This window comes from Bacteroides propionicifaciens DSM 19291 = JCM 14649 (assembly GCF_000375405.1).
Lineage (GTDB): Bacteria > Bacteroidota > Bacteroidia > Bacteroidales > Bacteroidaceae > Bacteroides_E > Bacteroides_E propionicifaciens.
This window is the reverse complement of the sequence record NZ_AQWS01000010.1, coordinates 18,000-37,456: the sequence shown is the minus strand read 5'-3', so window position 1 is coordinate 37,456 and position 19,457 is coordinate 18,000. Positions and strand designations below refer to the sequence as shown.

The following is a 19,457-nucleotide window of genomic DNA, read 5'->3' as shown; positions in this document are numbered from 1 at the left end:
CATCAAAAAGATAGACGATACAACAAATACTAATCTATAAAAAGACAAATCTATGTTCAAAAATCATCCTAAAGGATTACTTGCCGCGGCCTTGGCCAACATGGGAGAGCGTTTTGGCTTCTATGTCATGATGGCAATTCTTCTGTTGTTCTTAAACTTTAAATTTGCTTTTGAAGGCTCAACAGGCGCTATTATTTACTCTGTGTTTTATGCTCTAATTTACCTGCTCGCATTAGTCGGGGGTCTTATTGCTGATAAAACAAAGAAATATAAAGGAACAATTTTAGTAGGTCTTCTTTTGATGACTGCTGGTTATGTGGTTCTTGCATATCCAACCAAAACCCCCGTAGACAATTATTCTGCAGTTCTTGCTTTTACAATCTTCGGGCTATTTGCTATTGCTTTTGGTAATGGTTTGTTTAAAGGTAACTTACAAGCTGTTGTAGGTCAGCTTTATGATAACCCAAAATACGAAAGTAAGCGTGAGACAGGTTTCCAAATATTTTATATGTTTATCAATGTAGGTGCTATGTTTGCTCCATTGATGGCTGTAGGATTAAGAAACTGGTGGGTTCAGAGTAACGGTTATGCCTTTAACTCGGATTTGCCTGCTCTATGTAATCAGTTTTTGGACGGTACTATCACTCCAATTGCCAAAGATCGTTTTGTCGAGTTGGCTAGCACTGTTGGTGGTGATCCTGCCAATCTAACTGAGTTTGCTAATAACTACTTGAATGTCTTTGTTACAGGTTATCACTTCTCATTTGGATTAGCGATTGTAGCTATGTTGATTTCTGTAGTGGTATTTATTATTAATAAGAAAAACCTACCAGACCCAGGTGTTAAGGTTGTTGTGGCTGATGGTGAGACTGTAGTTAAAGTTCCAGAAATGGACAAAGAAGAGGTTAAACAACGTCTATACGCTCTATTTGCTGTATTTGCTGTTGTAATTTTCTTCTGGTTCTCATTCCACCAAAATGGTCAAACCCTAACGTTATTTGCGAATGATTATACTCAACTGATTAAGATTAACTTAGGATTTACCTCCTTAGAAGGTGCTGAGGTATTCCAAACATTTAATCCTTTCTTCGTAGTATTCCTTACTCCCGTGATTATCGGTTTGTTTGGTTGGATGAAGGCTAAAGGCTTTGAGATGTCAACTCCTAAGAAAATTGCCATTGGTATGGGTATTGCTGCACTAGCATTTGCTGTAATGTCTGTTGGATCACTAGATTTACCTTCTGATTCAGAAAGACTTGCAATGGGTGGTTTAACAGATGCTCAACGTGTAACTCCGCTATTACTAATTGGTACTTACTTGATTCTGACTATTGCAGAGTTATTTATCTCGCCATTGGGTATTGCATTCGTTTCTAAAGTTGCACCTCCTCACTTACAAGGTATCATGCAAGGTGCTTGGTTAGGAGCTACTGCCCTAGGAAATCAATTACTATTTATCGGTGTTATTTTCTACAACAGTATTCCAATTTGGGCTACATGGTCAATCTTTGTAGTAGCATGTTTAATCTCAATGTTTACAATGCTATTCATGCTTAAATGGCTTGAAAGAGTTTCAAACTAAGCTGTAAACAAATTATATATCAAAAAGAGCGTCAAACTAATCAGTTTGACGCTCTTTTTTGTGGATAAACAATATCGTTAAATCACCATTCTATAGGAGTCTTGCCATGCTTTATAAGATATTCGTTGGTCTTACTGAAGTGGTGATTGCCAAAGAATCCTCTATGAGCAGCAAGGGGTGAGGGATGTGGAGATGTCAGCACCAAATGCTTCTTGCTACGTTTGATAAATTCACCCTTACGTTGAGCATAGGCACCCCAAAGGATAAAAACCAAGTTGTCTTTCTCTTGAGCCAAAGCTGCGATGGCAGCATCAGTAAAGTCTTCCCAACCTCTATTTTGGTGTGATCCTGCTTGATGGGCTCGTACTGTTAGTGTTGCATTGAGCATCAGTACACCTTGCTCGGCCCAATGACTCAAATCTCCAGTAGTTGGAGGCTTAGTACCTAAATCACCTTCGATTTCTTTATAGATATTTCTGAGTGATGGTGGAATCGCTATATCTGGGTGTACAGAAAAGCAAAGCCCGTTAGCTTGCCCCTCTCCATGGTACGGATCTTGACCTATAATGACAACCTTAGTTTTATCGAAAGGACAGAGATCAAAGGCGTTGAATATTTGTGAAGCGGGAGGATATATCGGACCATTATTGAGATATTCCTTCTTAACAAAGTCTGTGAGCATGCTGAAATAGGGCTTTGAAAATTCAGGGCTAAGTGCTTTTTTCCAACCATCTTCAATTTTTACTTCCATATCTAACTTAAGTCTTTTATCTAAATGAGATTTATATTGTGTTGTTTGCAATCGTCGCGCATTTCTTTGGGCCATATGCTAGCTTGGATTTCTCCAATATGTGCTTTACGAAGGTAGAACATACAGAGTCTCGATTGACCAATTCCACCTCCTATACAGAGAGGCAAAGAGCCCTCTATTAGTCTTTTATGAAAATAGAGTTCAAGTTTATCTTCAGCACCAGCCTCTTTGAGTTGTTTGAGTAGAACCTCTTTGTTTACACGAATCCCCATAGATGAAAATTCAACAGCTCTACCCAGCACTCTGTCCCAGAGAAGTAAATCTCCATTCAATCCAGGTAAATTATTGAGTCCAATGGTAGAGTAGTCGTCGTAGTCGGGTGCTCTTCCGTCATGCTTTGTTCCATCACTGAGTAGACCACCAATTCCGATGATAAATACTGCTCCATACTTATGACTTATCGCATTTTCTCGTTCTTTCGGAGTTAAATCAGGATATAGTGCACGTAACTCTTCTGAGTGAATAAAGTGTAGTTCTTCTGGTAAATACGGCTTTATTTGAGGGTAACTTTCGTAAACCATGTACTCAGTTCTGACCATGGCTGCGTATATTTTCTTTACAACCTGAATTAGAAAGTCAACATTGCGCTCTTCCTCAATTATAACTCTTTCCCAATCCCATTGGTCAACATAGAGCGAGTGTAAATTGCCCAACTCTTCGTCAGAACGAATAGCATTCATGTCGGTATAGATTCCATAACCTGGGTCTATATTGTATTCCGCTAAGGTAATTCTCTTCCATTTGGCGAGCGACTGAACCACCTCAGCTTTTACATCACCCAAGTCTTTAATTGGGAAAGATACAGGACGTTCTATACCATTGAGGTCGTCATTTATACCTAGACCTTTAAGAACAAATAAAGGAGCAGTAACTCTCCTTAATCTTAACTCTGACGACAAATTGATTTGAAAGAAATCTTTTATTTGTTTAATCCCTAGCTCTGTCTGCTTAAGATCTAGTATCGGTTTATAGTTATCGGGTTTTATTAAATAGCTCATATTAAGTCTCTTTTTGTGTTACAAAGATACTAATTTCTACTTGTTATAAAACCATATGTATATTGAATCTTTCTATTTATGACTAAATGAAACCTGTTATGTGCTGTAGGTTTCTAAAAGATAGTGAAAACTGTAATAATTATGATATAAAAACACTAGGATGATCTGTTTTATTTCTTTACTTTTGTATTGCAACTGGCCCAATAGCTTAGCTGAATAGAGCATCAGATTCCGGTTCTGAAGGTCATGGGTTTGAATCCCATTTGGGTCACATCTAATCTTGATAATAAATGGTTTATAGTACATAAACCCATTTTGAACACATTATCTGGATTTAGAGTACATTTTTAATAGAAAAGAGGATGTGTCAAATTGGCACATCCTCTTTTCTATTTTATAACACTTGGTTCTTCATATAACTTTACATTTGTCACAAATCTGATACATATATTAAGTATTACCCCTGATTTAGTGTTTTTCATGCTCTTAAAAGCTATAATCTATGGCTATAATATATAAGTTAGCGGCTCTCTTTTACTTGTAGTTATTTTATAACTATTTTGTAATGAGGTATTAATAACATAAATAATTGAAATAGGATGATGACGAAATTACTAAAAATGTTTACAGTACTATGTCTTAGTGCCTTTGTATTATCGGGGTGTAACGATGATGATAATGCTGTTGTAAAGGAACAAACTGATGACGATGATAACCAAGAATTAGTTGGTAACTATAAAATAGCAGTGGCTTCCGACACACATTACTTTGATCAATCACTACTGATTAAAAATGGATCAGCTTTTAAAGACCTATTAAGGTTTGACCGAAAGCTATTGTTGGAGAGTGGTGAAATTCTTGATAATATGTTTGAACAAATTATTGCTCAAAATCCACAGTTCTTGATGATACCTGGTGACTTGACCAAAGATGGTGAAATGATTAGTCATGTTAATTTTGCAAAGAAACTAAAGCTTGTTGAAGATGCTGGAGTACCTGTTTTTGTGATTCCTGGTAATCACGATTTGAACAATCCGCATGCATTCGAATTTGATGGAAATAAACGTAGAGCTGTAGCACATGTCAATCCTGACGAGTTTAAGGTTGTCTATAAAGACTTTGGATACGATGAGTCTGAGCAAGTTGAGGCTGGACCTAGGCTTAGCTATGTAGCTGAACCTGTAGATGGTTTGTGGCTTATCAGCATTGACTCCAATATTTATGAAAATAATATTGCTGAGAAGTTTCCACGTACGGGTGGCGCACTCGACAAAGAGACTCTCGATTGGGTTTTAAGAAAAATAAAAGAGGGTAAATCCAAAGGAAAGAAGATGATAGCTATGATGCATCACGGCATTATTGATCACTTCAAGCACCAAGCTGTTCTGGCTAAAGACTATCTTGTAGACGATAATATGAATATTACTGAGGCTTTCGCTAGAGCTGGGTTGCAATTTGTCTTTACTGGGCATGCTCACGCACAAGATGTTTCGATGCGAACCATTCAGAATAACGAAATCTATGATATTCAGACAGGCTCATCTATAACTTATCCTTGCCCTTATAGGACAGTGACCCTTACGGACGATAAATTCAGCATTCGTAGTCATGATATTTTGTTAAACAGCAAAACTACTGCTAATAAAGAGTTAAGAGCGTATGCTTATGATGATGTGTATTTGAGTATTTTCGATTCGATTGATTCTATCCTTGAGGGCAGTAATAACAGTAGCCAATTAAGGAATGCTATAGTGAGTGTAGTCAAGTTTATTCGAGATATAAATAGACCCTTGTTGCAGCCACTTATTACTGAAATTTATACTAATCTGGCTGCTGGTGATGAAGAAGGAGTTAAAACTCAAAATATAGACAGCTCAACAGGTTTGAAAATAAAGACAATGGATTATGTTAAAGATATTTTTAATAGACTAGGCTTAACTTCACTCTATCCACTTGTTGACGATATGACTTACGATGTGTGGCCAAGTGATAATAATCTGGATATTCCCCTGAGAAATAACTAAGTGTATGCTAAACTGTTTTTAAATATATAGTAAAAGGTGAGTCCAAAATCTGAGCTCACCTTTTCTGTATCTAATATTTCCATAAAAACTTATTAAAACCAAAGGGTCATTTTGACCTACCGAGTAAGTCGTTTGGTATAAACCAACCTTTGGTTTGAGAGTAGCGAATTACTCTTCTAGTTTATCTTTTAAGAATTGTCCTGTATAGCTATCCTTGTGTTTAATAATTTCTTCGGGAGTTCCTGTAGCTACTAAATATCCGCCTTTATCTCCTCCATCAGGGCCTAAGTCGATGATATAATCTGCACATTTAATTACATCCATATTGTGCTCAATAATTAGCACCGTATGTCCTCTTTGAATTAGAGCATCGAACGCTTCAAGCAATTTTTTGATGTCATGAAAGTGAAGTCCTGTTGTGGGCTCATCGAATATAAATAGGGTTGGGTTGGCTTTTTCTTGCGCCAAATAGAAGGCTAGCTTAACACGCTGATTTTCTCCACCAGAGAGTGTTGACGAAGACTGTCCTAGCTTGATATAACCAAGTCCTACATCTTGTAGTGGTTTTAGTCTCTTTACTATTTTGGTCTCTTTATGCTGCTCAAAAAACTCTATAGCTTCGTTTACAGTCATTTGAAGAACATCGTAGATGTTAATCCCATGAAATAGTACCTCTAGGGTTTCTTGCTTGAATCGTTTGCCGTGACAAGATTCGCATTCAAGTACCAAGTCGGCCATAAATTGCATCTCAACGGTAATTGTTCCGTCACCCTTACACTCTTCGCAACGTCCTCCTTCGCTGTTAAAGCTAAAGAAGCCTGGTTTGTAGCCCATCTGTTTAGCCAAAGGTTGATTGGCCCACAGTTTACGAATTTCGTCGTAGGCTTTGAGGTAGGTAGCTGCATTTGATCGTGAGGAGCGGCCAATAGGGTTTTGGTCTACAAACTCAATATTGTTGAGCAACTTAATGTCCCCAGTTAGTTCGGTGAATTCGCCTGGGCGTTCTGTTATTTCATCGAGTTCTCTTTTGAGCGCACGATAGAATATGTTTTGTACTAGTGTACTCTTTCCCGAACCCGATACTCCCGTTACTACGGTCATAATATTGAGTGGGAACTTCACATTGATGTTTTTGAGGTTGTTTTCTCTAGCTCCGATGACTTCTATATAATTGTTCCAGGGTCTGCGTAGGGTAGGGACCTCTATTCTTTCTTCTCCAAGTAGGTATCGCACAGTATGACTATTACTGCCTGCTTGCAAGTCGTTCATGTCGCCCTGATAAACTACTTCACCTCCAAGTCGTCCTGCATTAGGGCCTATGTCTATGATATAGTCGGCTTGGCGAATAATATCTTCGTCGTGCTCAACCACGATTACGGTGTTACCCAAATCTCGTAGTTGTTTTAGGACGTGGATTAATTTGTCTGTATCTCTACTGTGCAAACCAATGCTTGGCTCATCAAGGATATATAAGCTCCCCACTAAGCTACTACCTAGTGAGGTTGCCAAGTTAATACGTTGACTTTCTCCACCGGATAAGCTGTTACTGAGTCGGTTGAGCGTTAGGTAGCTAAGACCAACATCCATAAGAAAACGGATTCGGCTATTTATCTCCAACAAAACACGTTTAGCAATCTGTTGTTCGTGAGCATTGAGTACCAGTTGATCAAAGAACTCTTGAAGTTCTCTAATGGGTTTATTTACCAACTCAGTTATCCCACATCCTCCAACTTTTACGTAGCTAGCTTCGGGTTTCAAACGAGTTCCCTTGCACATGGGGCAAGTTGTTTTTCCTCGGTATCTAGCAAGCATGATGCGATATTGCTTTTTGTACTGATTCTCTTTGAGCATTTTGAAGAAATCATTGATTCCCTCAAAATATTGATTGCCCTCCCATAAGATTTGCTTTTGTTCTTCTGAAAGGTCGTAGTACGAAGTGAAAATAGGGAATCCAAACTTATCCGCATTGGTTATAAGCTTGTCTTTCCATGCACTCATCTTTTCGCCTCTCCAACAGAACACCGCATTTTCGTACACAGATAAAGATCGGTTTGGGATAACTAGGTGTTCATCAATTCCCATTACTTTTCCGAATCCTTCGCATTCAGGGCAAGCACCAATCGGAGAGTTGAAAGAGAACATCTGATCGGTTGGCTCTTCAAATACTATTCCGTCAGCTTCGAATTTATTGCTAAATTCAATAAGCTCCGACTCTTCTGCTTTAGGATAAAAACGAAGCATACAGGTTCCACCGCCTTCATACATCGCAGTTTCTACCGAATCGGTTAGTCTACTAATAACATCTTTAGAATCCTCCACTTTTATACGGTCGATGAGCAGATAAATCTGATCTTTAGCCTTGGGCGTGTAGTCATCAATACGAATAATCTCACCATTGACCTCAATACGATTAAAGCCTTGCTTGAGATCCATTTCAAGTTGTTGCTCTAAGGTTCTATCTTCGGGTACTCTAAAGGGGGTAAGTACTGTAAAGCGTGTCCCTTCAGCATACGACAACATTTCTTTAACGATGTCGTTCATGCTATGCTTTTTTACCTCCTGTCCGCTGATGGGACTGAAAGTTCTTCCGACTCTTGCATAGAGTAGGCGTAAGTATTCGTAAATCTCTGTAGATGTTCCTACGGTCGATCGAGGATTTCGGCTGATTACTTTTTGCTCAATTGCAATGGCTGGAGGAATACCCTTTATAAAATCACATTCGGGCTTGCTCATTCTGCCCAAAAATTGGCGAGCATAGCTTGAAAGACTTTCAACATATCTGCGTTGACCTTCCGCATAAAGTGTATCAAAAGCAAGTGAAGATTTCCCTGAGCCCGATAGGCCAGTAATTACTACCAATTTATTTCTAGGAATCTCAATGTCAATGCTTTTTAAATTGTTGACGCGAGCACCTTTTATTGATATATTATTTTGTTTGGTCATTCTAAATCGTTCTTTTTGATTGATTTGCAAAGTTAATGAATTTGTCTCTCATTTCTTATTAATACTAAAAGAGTTGAGGTATAATACTTCTTAACAGCCAGAGAGTTTTAGTTAATAAGCTGTATTCTATTTAAACGGCTGTGAACTACTTTTCCATCTATATATAATGCTTAGCGGTTTTAAAAGTTTATATTTGCTTTGCAAAACTAATTTATTAAAAAGAATGAAGGGTTATCTATATTTATTTGCCTTGCTTATATCCTTGGGTCTGACTTCTCTACAGGGGGTTAATGCTCAAGATCAGCCTAAAAGAGAGTTTAGAGCTGCTTGGATTCAAATTATCAACGGTCAGTTTCAAGGGTTATCTACAGCTGAAGCACAGGGCCGCTTAATCGATCATCTTGATGCTCTAAAAGCAGCCAATATGAATGCTGTTATTTTTCAGGTTAGAGGTGAAGCTGATGCTTTCTATGCTTCTAATTTGGAGCCATGGAGTCGTTTCCTTACAGGACAACAGGGTAAAGCACCCAATCCATATTGGGATCCCCTTGCCTTTATGATTGAGGAGTGTCATAAACGAGGCATGGAACTTCATGCTTGGATTAATCCTTACCGAGCGATGACAAACATCAATAAAGAAATCGCGGTATCGCATCCTTACATCAAATATCCAGAACGCTTCATTACTTATGGTAATCAAGTATTCTTTGATCCTGCACTGTCTGAAAACCGAAATTATATTAGCACGATAGTTGCTGATATTCTTAACAGATACGACGTCGATGCAATCCATATGGATGATTACTTCTATCCATACCCCAAAGATGGAATGGAGTTTGAAGATGACTTAAGCTTTGAACGTTTGGGTGGAAGCTCGTATGCATCTCGTGGCGATTGGAGAAGAGATAATGTTAACTTACTTATCAAACAAATCCACGAAACTGTTCGTGAGATCAAGCCTTGGGTAAAGTTTGGTGTGAGTCCATTTGGTATTTATCGTAATGAAATGTCTTACCCCTATGGCAGTAAAACTAATGGTCTTCAAAACTACGACGACCTTTATGCTGATGTGCTTCTATGGGTAAATAAAGGTTGGGTGGATTATAATATTCCACAGATATATTGGCATGTAGGTCATCCTGTTGCTGATTACCATGTACTTGTTGATTGGTGGGCAAAGCATAGCAATAACCGACCACTCTTTATTGGTCAATCTGTGCCCAATACCATTCAGAATGAAGACCCTCTCAACCCGATGATCAATCAGCTTCCTATTAAGATGAAGTTGCAACGTTCTTACCAATCAATTGGTGGAAGTAGTCAGTGGCCAGCCACTTCTGTTGTTGAGAACGAAGGACGTTATCTTGAATCATTAATGTCAACTTATCACAAATACCCCTCTTTAGTTCCTGTATTTGACTTTATGGATGGCGAAGCCCCTAAAGCCGTACGTAAGATAAAAACTACTTGGACTTCTGATGGCTATATGATGTTCTGGACAGCTCCTAAATCTAAGAGTATAATGAATGAGGCTGCACGCTATGTGGTTTATCAATTCAACAGAGGTGAGCGTATTGACTTAGAAGATCCTTCGCATATCGTAGCGATTACACCGAATACGTTTTTTAAGCTTCCCTATGAAAATGGTAAGAGCAAATACACTTATGTTGTAACGGCCTTGGATCGTTTGCATAATGAATCGAAGTATAAAACAAAAAAGGTAAAACTCTAAGAGCCTTACCTTCTAAAAATAGCAAAAGGGTTAATGCAGTTTGATGTATTAACCCTTTTTTCTTTATATCATGTTTAATAGATGATCAGTCCAGCAAGTCCGCAGAGGATGATGAGTAATATTGGGTTTATCTTATACTTCGATCTAGAAAAAAAGAAAGCTAGTCCAAATATAGCTACGCTGATTACAAACGAATACATATCGGTTGATGGGGCAGAGAAATTCTCCTGATTCATTAATACTAAAGCAGCAGCAGCTAGAAGACCAACTACAGCTGGCCTTAAACCACTAAATACAGCCTCGACCATGGGGTGAGAACTATATCTCAAAAAGAACTTACTAATCAGTAGCATTAAGATAAACGAAGGCAGTACTACTGCAAAGGTCGCCGTGATTGAACCCCAAACGCTACCATTTGTTGCTGTATATCCCACATAAGTTGCGGCATTAATACCGATAGGGCCAGGAGTCATCTGACTGATAGCCACAATATCTGTAAACTCTTGCAGTGATAGCCACTTATAGTTCGTTACAACTTCTCCCTGTATCATTGAGAGCATCGCATATCCACCACCAAAGCCAAATAAGCCAATCTTAAAGAAGGTGTAGAATAATTGTAGATAGAGTATTATCATGCTTTATTGTTTTTAAGTCGTCCCCAAACAAAACCCCCAACACCTGCTACAGCAATAATCCAAACGGGAGATACGTCCATAAGCCAGATCAGTAAGGCTGATACTACAGGTATCCAGATAGTATATTTTGATATGCGTGCAGTCTTAGCCATTGAAAATGTAGGTGCTGCAATCAGAGCTACTACAGCAGGACGAATAGCCTTAAACATCTTTTCTACATAAATATTATTCTTGAATGACTGAAAGAACATGGCAATCATCAAAATAATAATGAAAGAGGGGAGTACCGTTCCTAAAGTTGAGACGATTGCTCCTTTTACTCCTTTTAGTTTATAGCCAATGAATATAGATATGTTAACGGCTAAGATTCCTGGAGCCGATTGAGCGATAGCCAGTAGATCGACAAAATCCTGTTTGCTAATCCATTGTCTTTTGGTTACTATCTCATTCTCAATGATTGGGACCATAGCATAGCCGCCACCAATAGTGAATGCCCCAATTTTAAAAAATATTCTGAAGAGTTGAAAGTATTGTTTCATCTTTGTTTTTCCTTTGCATACTTCGATGGTGTCATATTATAGTGCTTTTTGAAGACTTCTCTAAAATACTTGGCATCGTTGAAACCTGTTTTGTCAGCAATCTCGGATATGGTAAACTCTTTTTCAAGTAAGAGCTTTGCTGCATAATTCAGTTTAATAATTCTAATGTAGTCAGAGGGTGTTTTGTTCGTTAAGTCTTTGAGTTTATTATAAAAACTTGTACGACTCATATTTAATATTGCACAAAGTTTATCGACCGTAAAGTCGGGTTCAGACATATGTTTTTCGACACTTTCCTTAATTGTTGCAATGAATTTCCATTCCAAGTTTGTTGTACAATGTTCACAGTCTATAGATTCTTGAATCTCTAAGCTCGCATACCTATCTCTAAGTAGTGCCCTGTTCGATAGTAGGTTAGCTATAGAGGCTTTAAGAATTCTATAATTAAAAGGTTTTAGAATAAACTCATCCGCTCCATTTTGGAGTCCTTTAATAATATGCTTCTCTTCATTGCTATCAGTCATAAGAATGATAGGTATATGCGAGGTTTCAAATTCTGACTTCAATGTTGCCGAGAGTTCTGTCCCCTTGATATCCTCTAAATTCATTCTTGAAATTATGATTGAGGGCCTAAGTCGTTTGGCAATACTTATAGCCTCTTGACCTTTAGGGGTATTTATAATCTCATATGTGTCAGAGAAATTATTATTCATTTGTTCAATGATGTCTGGGTCACTTTCAACCAAAAGTATCAATAGTTTATCGGTGCCCGTACCATTAACCGTTGATATTGAGTTTAGTGATGGATTTACATTCAGTGGGCTAGTTTTGTTGGTATCAGGAGTCGAGGTTTCTTTCTTATGAAATTGGCTAACTAATTCAGCATCCGTAATAGCTTGATGATAAATTGGTAAGTTTAGTCGTATGTAATAAGATTTCTTATCCACATTCTTAAATTGGATACTTCCTTGATAGAGTTTGAGTAATTGTCCGATGAGCTGCAAGCCTAAGTTGTCAGTTATGGTTGTATTCTTTTGAATTGCATCGTCGATAAACTTGCCATTGGTTGAGTCTTGAATAGTTTCTATAGGTAGAGGTTTACCTTCATAGGTAATCTCTAAGAACCATTCGTTTTGAATCACGCCAATAATAATATTAATCGACTTAAAGTCGTCGGAACACTCTATTATTTGGTTGAGCAGGTTACTCAAGATTGTTCTAATCTTCTCATTGTCCATCCAAATCTTAAATTGCCCCGTAATCGTGTTATTGAAGTTTATGTCAATTTGCTTAATTTCGGCAACAGGAATGGTCAGCTTTACAATGTTCTCTATAAAACTAGGCAGGTTATGTTCTGATAAGTACAGTCTATTCTTATTTTTCTCCATTCGCTCAAAATTGATGGTTGTATCGTTTTGAGTCAGTAGGATATTTAGATTTCTAAGGACAATTCTGATATTACTCATTCCTTCAGTCGTCAGGTCTTCTTTCTCCTTAAGCTCCATTAAGGGTTCTTGGATTAGCTGTAGGGGCACTCGAATATCATGAGCTGTGTTATAGTAGAACTGCTTGGTATGATCTACTAATTTGCGTTCGCTTCTCTTTATGAGGTATCGAATCAAAAGAAGTAGTAAGATAATAAAGCCTACAACATAGATTACCTTTGCGGCTGCACTCCACCAGAATGGTTGTTTTACATTGATTTGAAGCGTTCTTTCCTCGAGCGTTTGATTTAATGAGCCACTAAGTATGGTTCTAACTTTAAGAAAATATGTGCCTGGTGATAGGTTTGAAAAGACCAATCTGGTATTTGGGCTTGGCTCACTCCACTCATCGTTTAAACCTTCCATCTGCCAAGAATATAAAATATTCGAAGGATTGTCAAAGTTGATTGACCCAATTTCGAGTGCGATATTATTATCTCTAAATCCTAGGGTGATTTTATTTGTTTTATCTATAAGCTGCGTCAGTATACTTTGTTTTTGCGAAGGGTAAACTGATCGTTGATTTACTTCTAGTTCTTCAAATACTAGCTTTGATTTATACTCTGTTGGGAATATGCATTCTTGATCAAATAAGATCACTCCATCAGCACTTCCAAATAGAATTTCTCCGTTGCTAAGTTGTATCCCTGAGTTGGTATTAAAGAACGTATCAAGCATGCCTTGATCCTTGGTCCAATTGTAAATCCGTTCAGTATCCTCTTCGTAAAGGGATAGCTCTGAATCTGTTGCTAGATAAACACGAGGTTGGTCTTTATCAGGAACAATCGACTGTATGGAGTTGGACAGGAGTGAGGAGTTTTGAGTGTGAAAGTGCTTGAATGTGTTTGTTACACTATTAAAGAGGAATAACCCATCATTTGTGCCTATGTAAAGCACTCCATCTTTGTTTTGATAAAGTACATTAACCGAAGGGTTGCTAGTAGGCAGATTGATATGGCGACTATTACCATTAGTTTTATCCAATAAGAATAAGCCTTTGGATGTTCCAATCCATAGATTAGACTCATTCATCTCTTCCAAGCTTGTTATAGCAGATATATTATTAAAATATCTTATCTGCATTTTTTCAGGATCAATCTGTCTTAGGTTATAGTAGCCACCTACCCAAATTGATTGATTCGTACCTTTGAGGATTGCTCGAATGCATTTATCAGGCTCACTAATCTGCTCTTTTTCATTAGATAGTAAAAGCTTATGACGTTTGGTTGATTTATTGATTTCGTATAATCCAGAGCTGTAGCCACCTGCCCAAACGATACCTGGTCTAACTTCATTGATGGTTAGGAACATATGGTTGTTAATGTCTTTATCATTATCATACGAGGATAGATACGACTCCCATCGGTCTTGTTTAGGAAAATAGACACTGATCCCGTTATTGGTAGCAAACCAAATATCTCCATCTTTGTCTTCGACGAAATCATTAACTTGATTATGTATGAGTCCTGTATTCTTTTTGGGGATATGTTGAATAACGTCAAAGTCGAGATTATTACGGTCGGTTCGTATGGTTACTCCATTAGGGTAGTTAGCCATCCAAATTCTATTTTCGTCGTCTATAAGAATATCTTTTATATTATTTCCATTCATTTCACCTACTTCGTCGTAGTTCGCTACAATAAAAGGCTCCCAAGTGTTATTCTCTAAATCTATCTTAAAGACTCCAGCACCATTGGTGGCAACAAGAACTTCTGAGTCAGAGAATGTTGTAATTTCGTTAACACTTGCAGTTTTTAGATCAAATGGTTCGGATAGTTTCCCCTCGTCAATTTTATAGATGTAGAGTCCTTTCCTTAAAGTTGATATAATTAGTGAGTGTGTAGCTTCATGATAATATAATTTTTCAATCTGCTTTTCTAAGTTATTAAGTAAAGGGGTAGTATTATTGAGTCGTAAAGTATCTCCCGTAATAGTCGCTCCATAAATGCCGTTGGTAGTACCTATTGCAAATGTGTTTGGCCTCATCTCCGTAATTGCTGTAGCAGCATATAGTGGATGTTGGGTAATAGTAACTTCTTTATCTTTTTTAGAATCGTAGATATGCAAATTACCTTTGCTTCCCATCCATATTTTATTATCACTATCAATATAATTGAAGCTTAGTAAAAGTATTTCGTTGGTTTCGTTAGGGTAGCTATATATATAATCAAACTGGTCTGATTGCTCATTAAATCGAAAAACTTTACCATCTGACCCTACCTGAAAAAGTAGGCTGTCGGCTGTGAAGTATAGAGATTTTAAATGAGCAGAGGTGTTTAAAATCTTGTGATCGACCGTGAAGTTGTAGTGTTTAAAAGCTGATCCGTTATATCTATCGGCTCCTTTTTGGGTTAAAAACCACATATATCCTTTGTTGTCCTTAGATATACTATAAACGTGGCGGTGGCTTAAACCATCTTTGATGTTAAGGTAGGTATAAGTCTGAGCTTGGCTTATAAAAGAGAAGCAAAGGAGACATAGAATGTATGTGAGTCTCTTCATTATAGTAATTTTTTATGTCATGAAAACTATTCTAATGCTTTATAAAGATATAACAATTATAGATTAAAACTGCTGATTTGTCAAATATACTTTGATTGAGTGAGTATTAATGTATTGATAAATAGGATAATAAGTGTTTCTAAATTGGCTGGATGCTTTATGAATTTACCTTTTCCTATTTATTTATGTTAGAAATATAAAAGTTAGCTTCAAATGAAATAAATTGTAAGTACTACATATTATATCTGTGTTTAGATAATAAAAAGGAGAACATGTGCTTGACATGTTCTCCTTCAACGTTTGTTTAATAAAGAAATATTATGGGTCTAGGTATCTTATTTGTTCTTTTCAATCCAAAGACGTGCATTAACAAAAGCCTCAATCCAAGGAGTGACTTCATCATTTAGACGCTCTGCTGGATAGTTCGCATTTTGCCAAGGGAAAATAGCTCGCTCAAGATGAGGCATCATAGCAATATGACGTCCATCATGACTTGCCACAGCTGCAGCAGAATAGTCAGAGCCATTAGGGTTACCAGGATAAGTATCATAGCTATATTTAGCAACGATATTATATTGGTCTTCCTGGCATGGCAAACTGAATTTACCTTCACCGTGCGCTACCCAAATCCCCAGTTTATAACCACTTAGAGAACCGAACATCACTGTTCTGTTTGTTGGTATAGTTACACCAACAAAAGTCGACTCAAACTTATGAGAAGCATTGTGTAGCATTTTAGGTTTCTCTGTGTGGTCAGGATAAATCAGGTTAAGCTCCATCATAAGCTGACAACCATTACAAATACCAAGAGAAAGTGTATTCTCACGTTGGTAAAAGCGTTTAAGTGTTGCTTTGGCTGTTTCATTGAATAAGAAACCTCCAGCCCAACCTTTGGCTGAACCCAGAACGTCTGAGTTTGAGAAGCCACCACAGAAGACAATAAAGTTTATATCATCTAAGGTTTCTCTGCCACTTGTAAGGTCGGTCATCATAACGTCTTTAACATCAAAACCAGCCAAGTACATTGCATAAGCCATTTCTCGCTCACCATTTGTACCTTTTTCACGGATAATAGCCGCCTTTACACCCGAGAGTTTAGTACGGTTAGCATTCAGCTTATATTGAGCTAGTTTACCACTAAAATGAGGTGGATAAGCAAATTCTAATGGTTGTTCTTTATAGTTTGTAAAACGCTCTTTGGCCATGCCATTTTGAGATTGGTGTTTATCCATGATGTATGAGCTAGAATACCATACGTCTCGTAAATAATCGATGCCAAACTGGTAGGTTGCTTTGTTTTTGCTCACAAGGATATGTCTTTCGTCTGTAGGACGCCCGATGCGAACAATACCAACTCCTTCTTCTTCTAAAAGATCGAGTAGGCTATCAGCTTTCTTATCTTCAATCTGAACGATGATTCCTGGGTTTTCAGCAAAAAGAATCTTAATTAAGTCTTCTTCGGCGAATACATCCAAGTTGATTTCCATACCACCGTCGGTATTTGCAAAGCACATTTCGAGTAGTGCTGTGATTAAACCTCCAGCAGATATATCGTGACCTGATAAGATATGGCCTTTGTTTATTAAGCCTTGTACAGCATTGAAAACATCTTTAAAATACTCAGTGTTTTGAACTGTCGGTGCGTCTTGTCCCACCTTGCCTAGAGTTTGAGCAAATGCAGAACCTCCAAGTTTGAGTTCATCGAAGCTGAAGTCAATATGGTAGAATGATGTCTTAGGTTTATTTACCATTACTGGAGAAACCACTTTCTTAACATCAGATACTTCGCCCATTGCCGAAACTATAACTGTTCCAGGTGCAATAACACGATCTCCATTAGGATATTTCTGTGTCATCGAAAGGGAGTCCTTACCTGTAGGTACATTAATGCCTAAGTCACAACAGAAGTTGCTCAAAGCTTCTACTGCTGTATATAGACGAGCGTCTTCTCCTTGTTGAGAACGACAAGGCCACATCCAGTTCGCCGATAGTGATACAGTATCTAAGCCATCGGTTAGGGGAGCGAATATAAGATTAGTTAATGCTTCACTTACTGCTAAGACTGATCCATGTGCAGGGTTTGCTAGGCCGGCTTGTGGGGCATGTCCTATAGAGGTTGCAATACCTTTTTTGCCTTTATAGTCTAAAGCTACAACACCACAGTCGCTAAGTGGAAGTTGAATTTCACCTTGACATTGTTGACGCGCTACTTTACCTGTTACCGAACGGTCTACCTTATTAGTAAGCCAATCTTTACAAGCAACAGCTTCAAGTTGTAATACATCGTCAAGATATTCGTTGAGCTTGCTTATTTCATAGGTTGGCATTTCGTAGTTGCGTTCAACCGTTTTATCGTCCATGATGGTTTTGGGTGATGAACCAAACATTTGTTCCATACTTAGATCAAATGGGCGTACACCATCGCCTTGCACAAAGCTAAAGCGGTCGTCACCTGTAGTTTCACCAACTATATACATGGGTGCTCTTTCACGTTCAGCTATTTTTTGAACCTGCTCAATAGCCTTTTTTTCAATTAGTAAGCCCATACGTTCTTGCGACTCGTTAGCTATAATCTCTTTGGCAGATAATGTTTTATCACCAATTGGAAGCTTAGTCATATCAATCTCACCACCACAGCCTTCAACAAGCTCTGATAAGCAGTTAACATGTCCTGCTGATCCGTGGTCATGAATTGAAATAATGGGGTTGTGCTCTTGTTCAGTAAGCGCACGTATAACGTTGTTTGCTCTTTTTTGCATCTCAGCATTGGCACGTTGGACAGCATTGAGCTCAATACCGCTATTGTATCGTCCGGTATCAACAGATGATACAGAACCACCACCAAGTCCGATGCGGTAGTTGTCACCACCGAGCACTACTATTTTATTTCCTTTTTCGGGTTTACCTTTTATGCTGTCTTCTTTGCGGCCGTAACCTACACCGCCAGCAAGCATAATCACTTTATCGTATCCGTAAACCTCGTTGTTTTCGGTGTGCTCAAAAGTAAGAACCGAACCACAGATTAGGGGTTGTCCAAACTTATTACCAAAATCAGAAGCACCATTAGATGCTTTAATTAAGATTTCGATAGGAGTTTGGTATAACCAATTACGAACGGGTAGTATATGTTCCCATTTGCGATCATCTTCTACTCTTGTATAAGAAGTCATATATACTGCTGTACCTGCAATGGGCCATGATCCTTTTCCGCCAGCCATACGGTCTCTAATTTCACCGCCTGTACCAGTTGATGCACCGTTGAAGGGCTCTACGGTTGTTGGGAAGTTATGAGTTTCGGCTTTGAGTGAGATTACGCTCTCAATCTCTCGTGTGGTGAAATAGTCTGAAGTGCTGTGTTGGGTAGGTGCGAAGAGTTCTACCTTTGGTCCTCTCGAGAAAGCTACGTTATCTTTGTATGCCGATACAACTGCGTTGGGATTCTCCCGAGTTGTTTTTTTAATCATATCAAAGAGCGATGATTCTCTTTCTTGTCCGTCGATAATAAAGGTTCCACCAAATATCTTATGGCGGCAGTGTTCTGAGTTGATTTGTGCGAATCCGAAAACTTCAGAGTCTGTCAGTTTGCGTCCAAGGTCAGTTTCTAATTGTTTTAGATAATCGATCTCTTCAATTGACATCGCTAAGCCTTCTTGTTCGTTGTACAGAGTAATATCCTCGATAGTCTTAATGGGTTCAGGAATTCTCTGAGAAATAAAAATGCGCTGATTAAGACCTTCGTATAAATGCTGTAGCATAGGGTCGTAATCAGCGCGTTCGTTTTCTACAGGATAGAATTCTTCAATTCGTTCTATTCCTTGTATCCCCATGTTTTGGGTTATTTCTACGGCGTTTGTACTCCAAGGAGTGATCATTTCAGGTCTGGGTCCCACAAGATAACCCGATATGGTTTCTTCTTCTAATGGGATTGCCTCGCTAAATAACCAGGCTAATTTCTCTTTGTCTGCAGGAGGTAAGTCTTGATTGCAGTTTACCGCAATAAGGGTCTCGTTGGTCGTTTTAAAAAAAAGGATCATGTAGTTCTAAAATTAACGATTAAGATTAAGAAACTAAACTTTCTCGCGTTAATGCAGGTTTTAGCCCTGCTGCGAGCCAGTTGCGAAGAGCAACACGCTCAATACTCACAAAGATAATACAATTATTAGGGAATAGTATAAATTTGAGAAAATATAAAATACCCCCTTAAAGT

10 protein-coding genes and 1 tRNA gene are annotated in these 19,457 nt (G+C 38.1%); 4 read left to right on the top strand and 7 right to left on the bottom strand.

Annotation, left to right across the window (positions count from 1 at the left end; all coding sequences use genetic code 11):
* Nucleotides 1–52 precede the first annotated feature (52 nt).
* Nucleotides 53–1,582 (top strand): peptide MFS transporter, encoded by a 1,530-nt coding sequence (locus tag B091_RS0104310; protein WP_018108779.1) that lies wholly within the window; start codon nt 53–55, stop codon nt 1,580–1,582.
* An 82-nt stretch (nt 1,583–1,664) separates the two neighbouring features.
* On the opposite strand, the gene ung is transcribed toward B091_RS0104310, so the two are convergent.
* Entirely contained in the window at nt 1,665–2,333 is a 669-nt protein-coding gene (gene ung, locus B091_RS0104305) for a uracil-DNA glycosylase (RefSeq protein WP_018108778.1), read from the bottom strand.
* Nucleotides 2,334–2,353: 20 nt separating this feature from the next.
* Nucleotides 2,354–3,391, bottom strand: coding sequence for an aspartate--ammonia ligase (gene asnA / locus B091_RS0104300; protein WP_018108777.1), 1,038 nt, complete (start codon nt 3,389–3,391; stop codon nt 2,354–2,356).
* A gap of 197 nt (nt 3,392–3,588) precedes the next feature.
* Here asnA and B091_RS0104295 point away from each other — a divergent pair.
* Together B091_RS0104295 and B091_RS12315 are read left to right on the top strand one after the other, a co-directional pair.
* Nucleotides 3,589–3,662: transfer RNA gene (locus tag B091_RS0104295), tRNA-Arg, on the top strand.
* A 328-nt stretch (nt 3,663–3,990) separates the two neighbouring features.
* Complete coding sequence (locus tag B091_RS12315) at nt 3,991–5,415, top strand: metallophosphoesterase family protein (protein ID WP_018108776.1); 1,425 nt, start codon at nt 3,991–3,993, stop codon at nt 5,413–5,415.
* Between the two features lie 168 nt (nt 5,416–5,583).
* Here the strand turns inward: B091_RS12315 and uvrA are convergent, their stop codons facing one another.
* On the bottom strand, nt 5,584–8,358 hold the full coding sequence (gene uvrA, locus B091_RS0104285) for an excinuclease ABC subunit UvrA (protein ID WP_018108775.1): 2,775 nt from the start codon (nt 8,356–8,358) through the stop codon (nt 5,584–5,586).
* A gap of 223 nt (nt 8,359–8,581) precedes the next feature.
* Here uvrA and B091_RS0104280 point away from each other — a divergent pair, with 223 nt between their 5' ends.
* A complete protein-coding gene (locus tag B091_RS0104280) occupies nt 8,582–10,090 on the top strand; it encodes a glycoside hydrolase family 10-like protein (protein ID WP_018108774.1) in 1,509 nt (502 codons plus the stop codon).
* A 74-nt stretch (nt 10,091–10,164) separates the two neighbouring features.
* On the opposite strand, the gene B091_RS0104275 is transcribed toward B091_RS0104280, so the two are convergent.
* The 4 genes from B091_RS0104275 to purL form a co-directional block, all read right to left on the bottom strand.
* Nucleotides 10,165–10,719: a chromate transporter gene (locus B091_RS0104275; protein ID WP_025069461.1), complete on the bottom strand. Its 555-nt coding sequence runs from the start codon at nt 10,717–10,719 to the stop codon at nt 10,165–10,167.
* A 2-nt stretch (nt 10,720–10,721) separates the two neighbouring features.
* Nucleotides 10,722–11,264 (bottom strand): chromate transporter, encoded by a 543-nt coding sequence (locus tag B091_RS0104270; RefSeq protein ID WP_018108772.1) that lies wholly within the window; start codon nt 11,262–11,264, stop codon nt 10,722–10,724.
* On the bottom strand, nt 11,261–15,250 hold the full coding sequence (locus B091_RS0104265) for a two-component regulator propeller domain-containing protein (protein WP_025069462.1): 3,990 nt from the start codon (nt 15,248–15,250) through the stop codon (nt 11,261–11,263). Before B091_RS0104265 ends, B091_RS0104270 begins: the two co-directional genes overlap by 4 nt.
* Nucleotides 15,251–15,585: 335 nt before the next feature.
* A complete protein-coding gene (gene purL / locus B091_RS0104260; protein ID WP_018108770.1) occupies nt 15,586–19,284 on the bottom strand; it encodes a phosphoribosylformylglycinamidine synthase in 3,699 nt (1,232 codons plus the stop codon).
* Nucleotides 19,285–19,457: the final 173 nt, after the last annotated feature.

What these genes read in the sequence shown, in the direction of transcription:
- B091_RS0104310 (WP_018108779.1), top strand. Translation starts at nt 53, where the DNA reads ATGTTCAAAAATCATCCTAAAGGATTACTTGCCGCGGCCTTGGCCAAC.
- ung (WP_018108778.1), bottom strand. Translation starts at nt 2,333, where the DNA reads ATGGAAGTAAAAATTGAAGATGGTTGGAAAAAAGCACTTAGCCCTGAA.
- asnA (WP_018108777.1), bottom strand. Translation starts at nt 3,391, where the DNA reads ATGAGCTATTTAATAAAACCCGATAACTATAAACCGATACTAGATCTT.
- B091_RS12315 (WP_018108776.1), top strand. Translation starts at nt 3,991, where the DNA reads ATGATGACGAAATTACTAAAAATGTTTACAGTACTATGTCTTAGTGCC.
- uvrA (WP_018108775.1), bottom strand. Translation starts at nt 8,358, where the DNA reads ATGACCAAACAAAATAATATATCAATAAAAGGTGCTCGCGTCAACAAT.
- B091_RS0104280 (WP_018108774.1), top strand. Translation starts at nt 8,582, where the DNA reads ATGAAGGGTTATCTATATTTATTTGCCTTGCTTATATCCTTGGGTCTG.
- B091_RS0104270 (WP_018108772.1), bottom strand. Translation starts at nt 11,264, where the DNA reads ATGAAACAATACTTTCAACTCTTCAGAATATTTTTTAAAATTGGGGCA.
- B091_RS0104265 (WP_025069462.1), bottom strand. Translation starts at nt 15,250, where the DNA reads ATGAAGAGACTCACATACATTCTATGTCTCCTTTGCTTCTCTTTTATA.
- purL (WP_018108770.1), bottom strand. Translation starts at nt 19,284, where the DNA reads ATGATCCTTTTTTTTAAAACGACCAACGAGACCCTTATTGCGGTAAAC.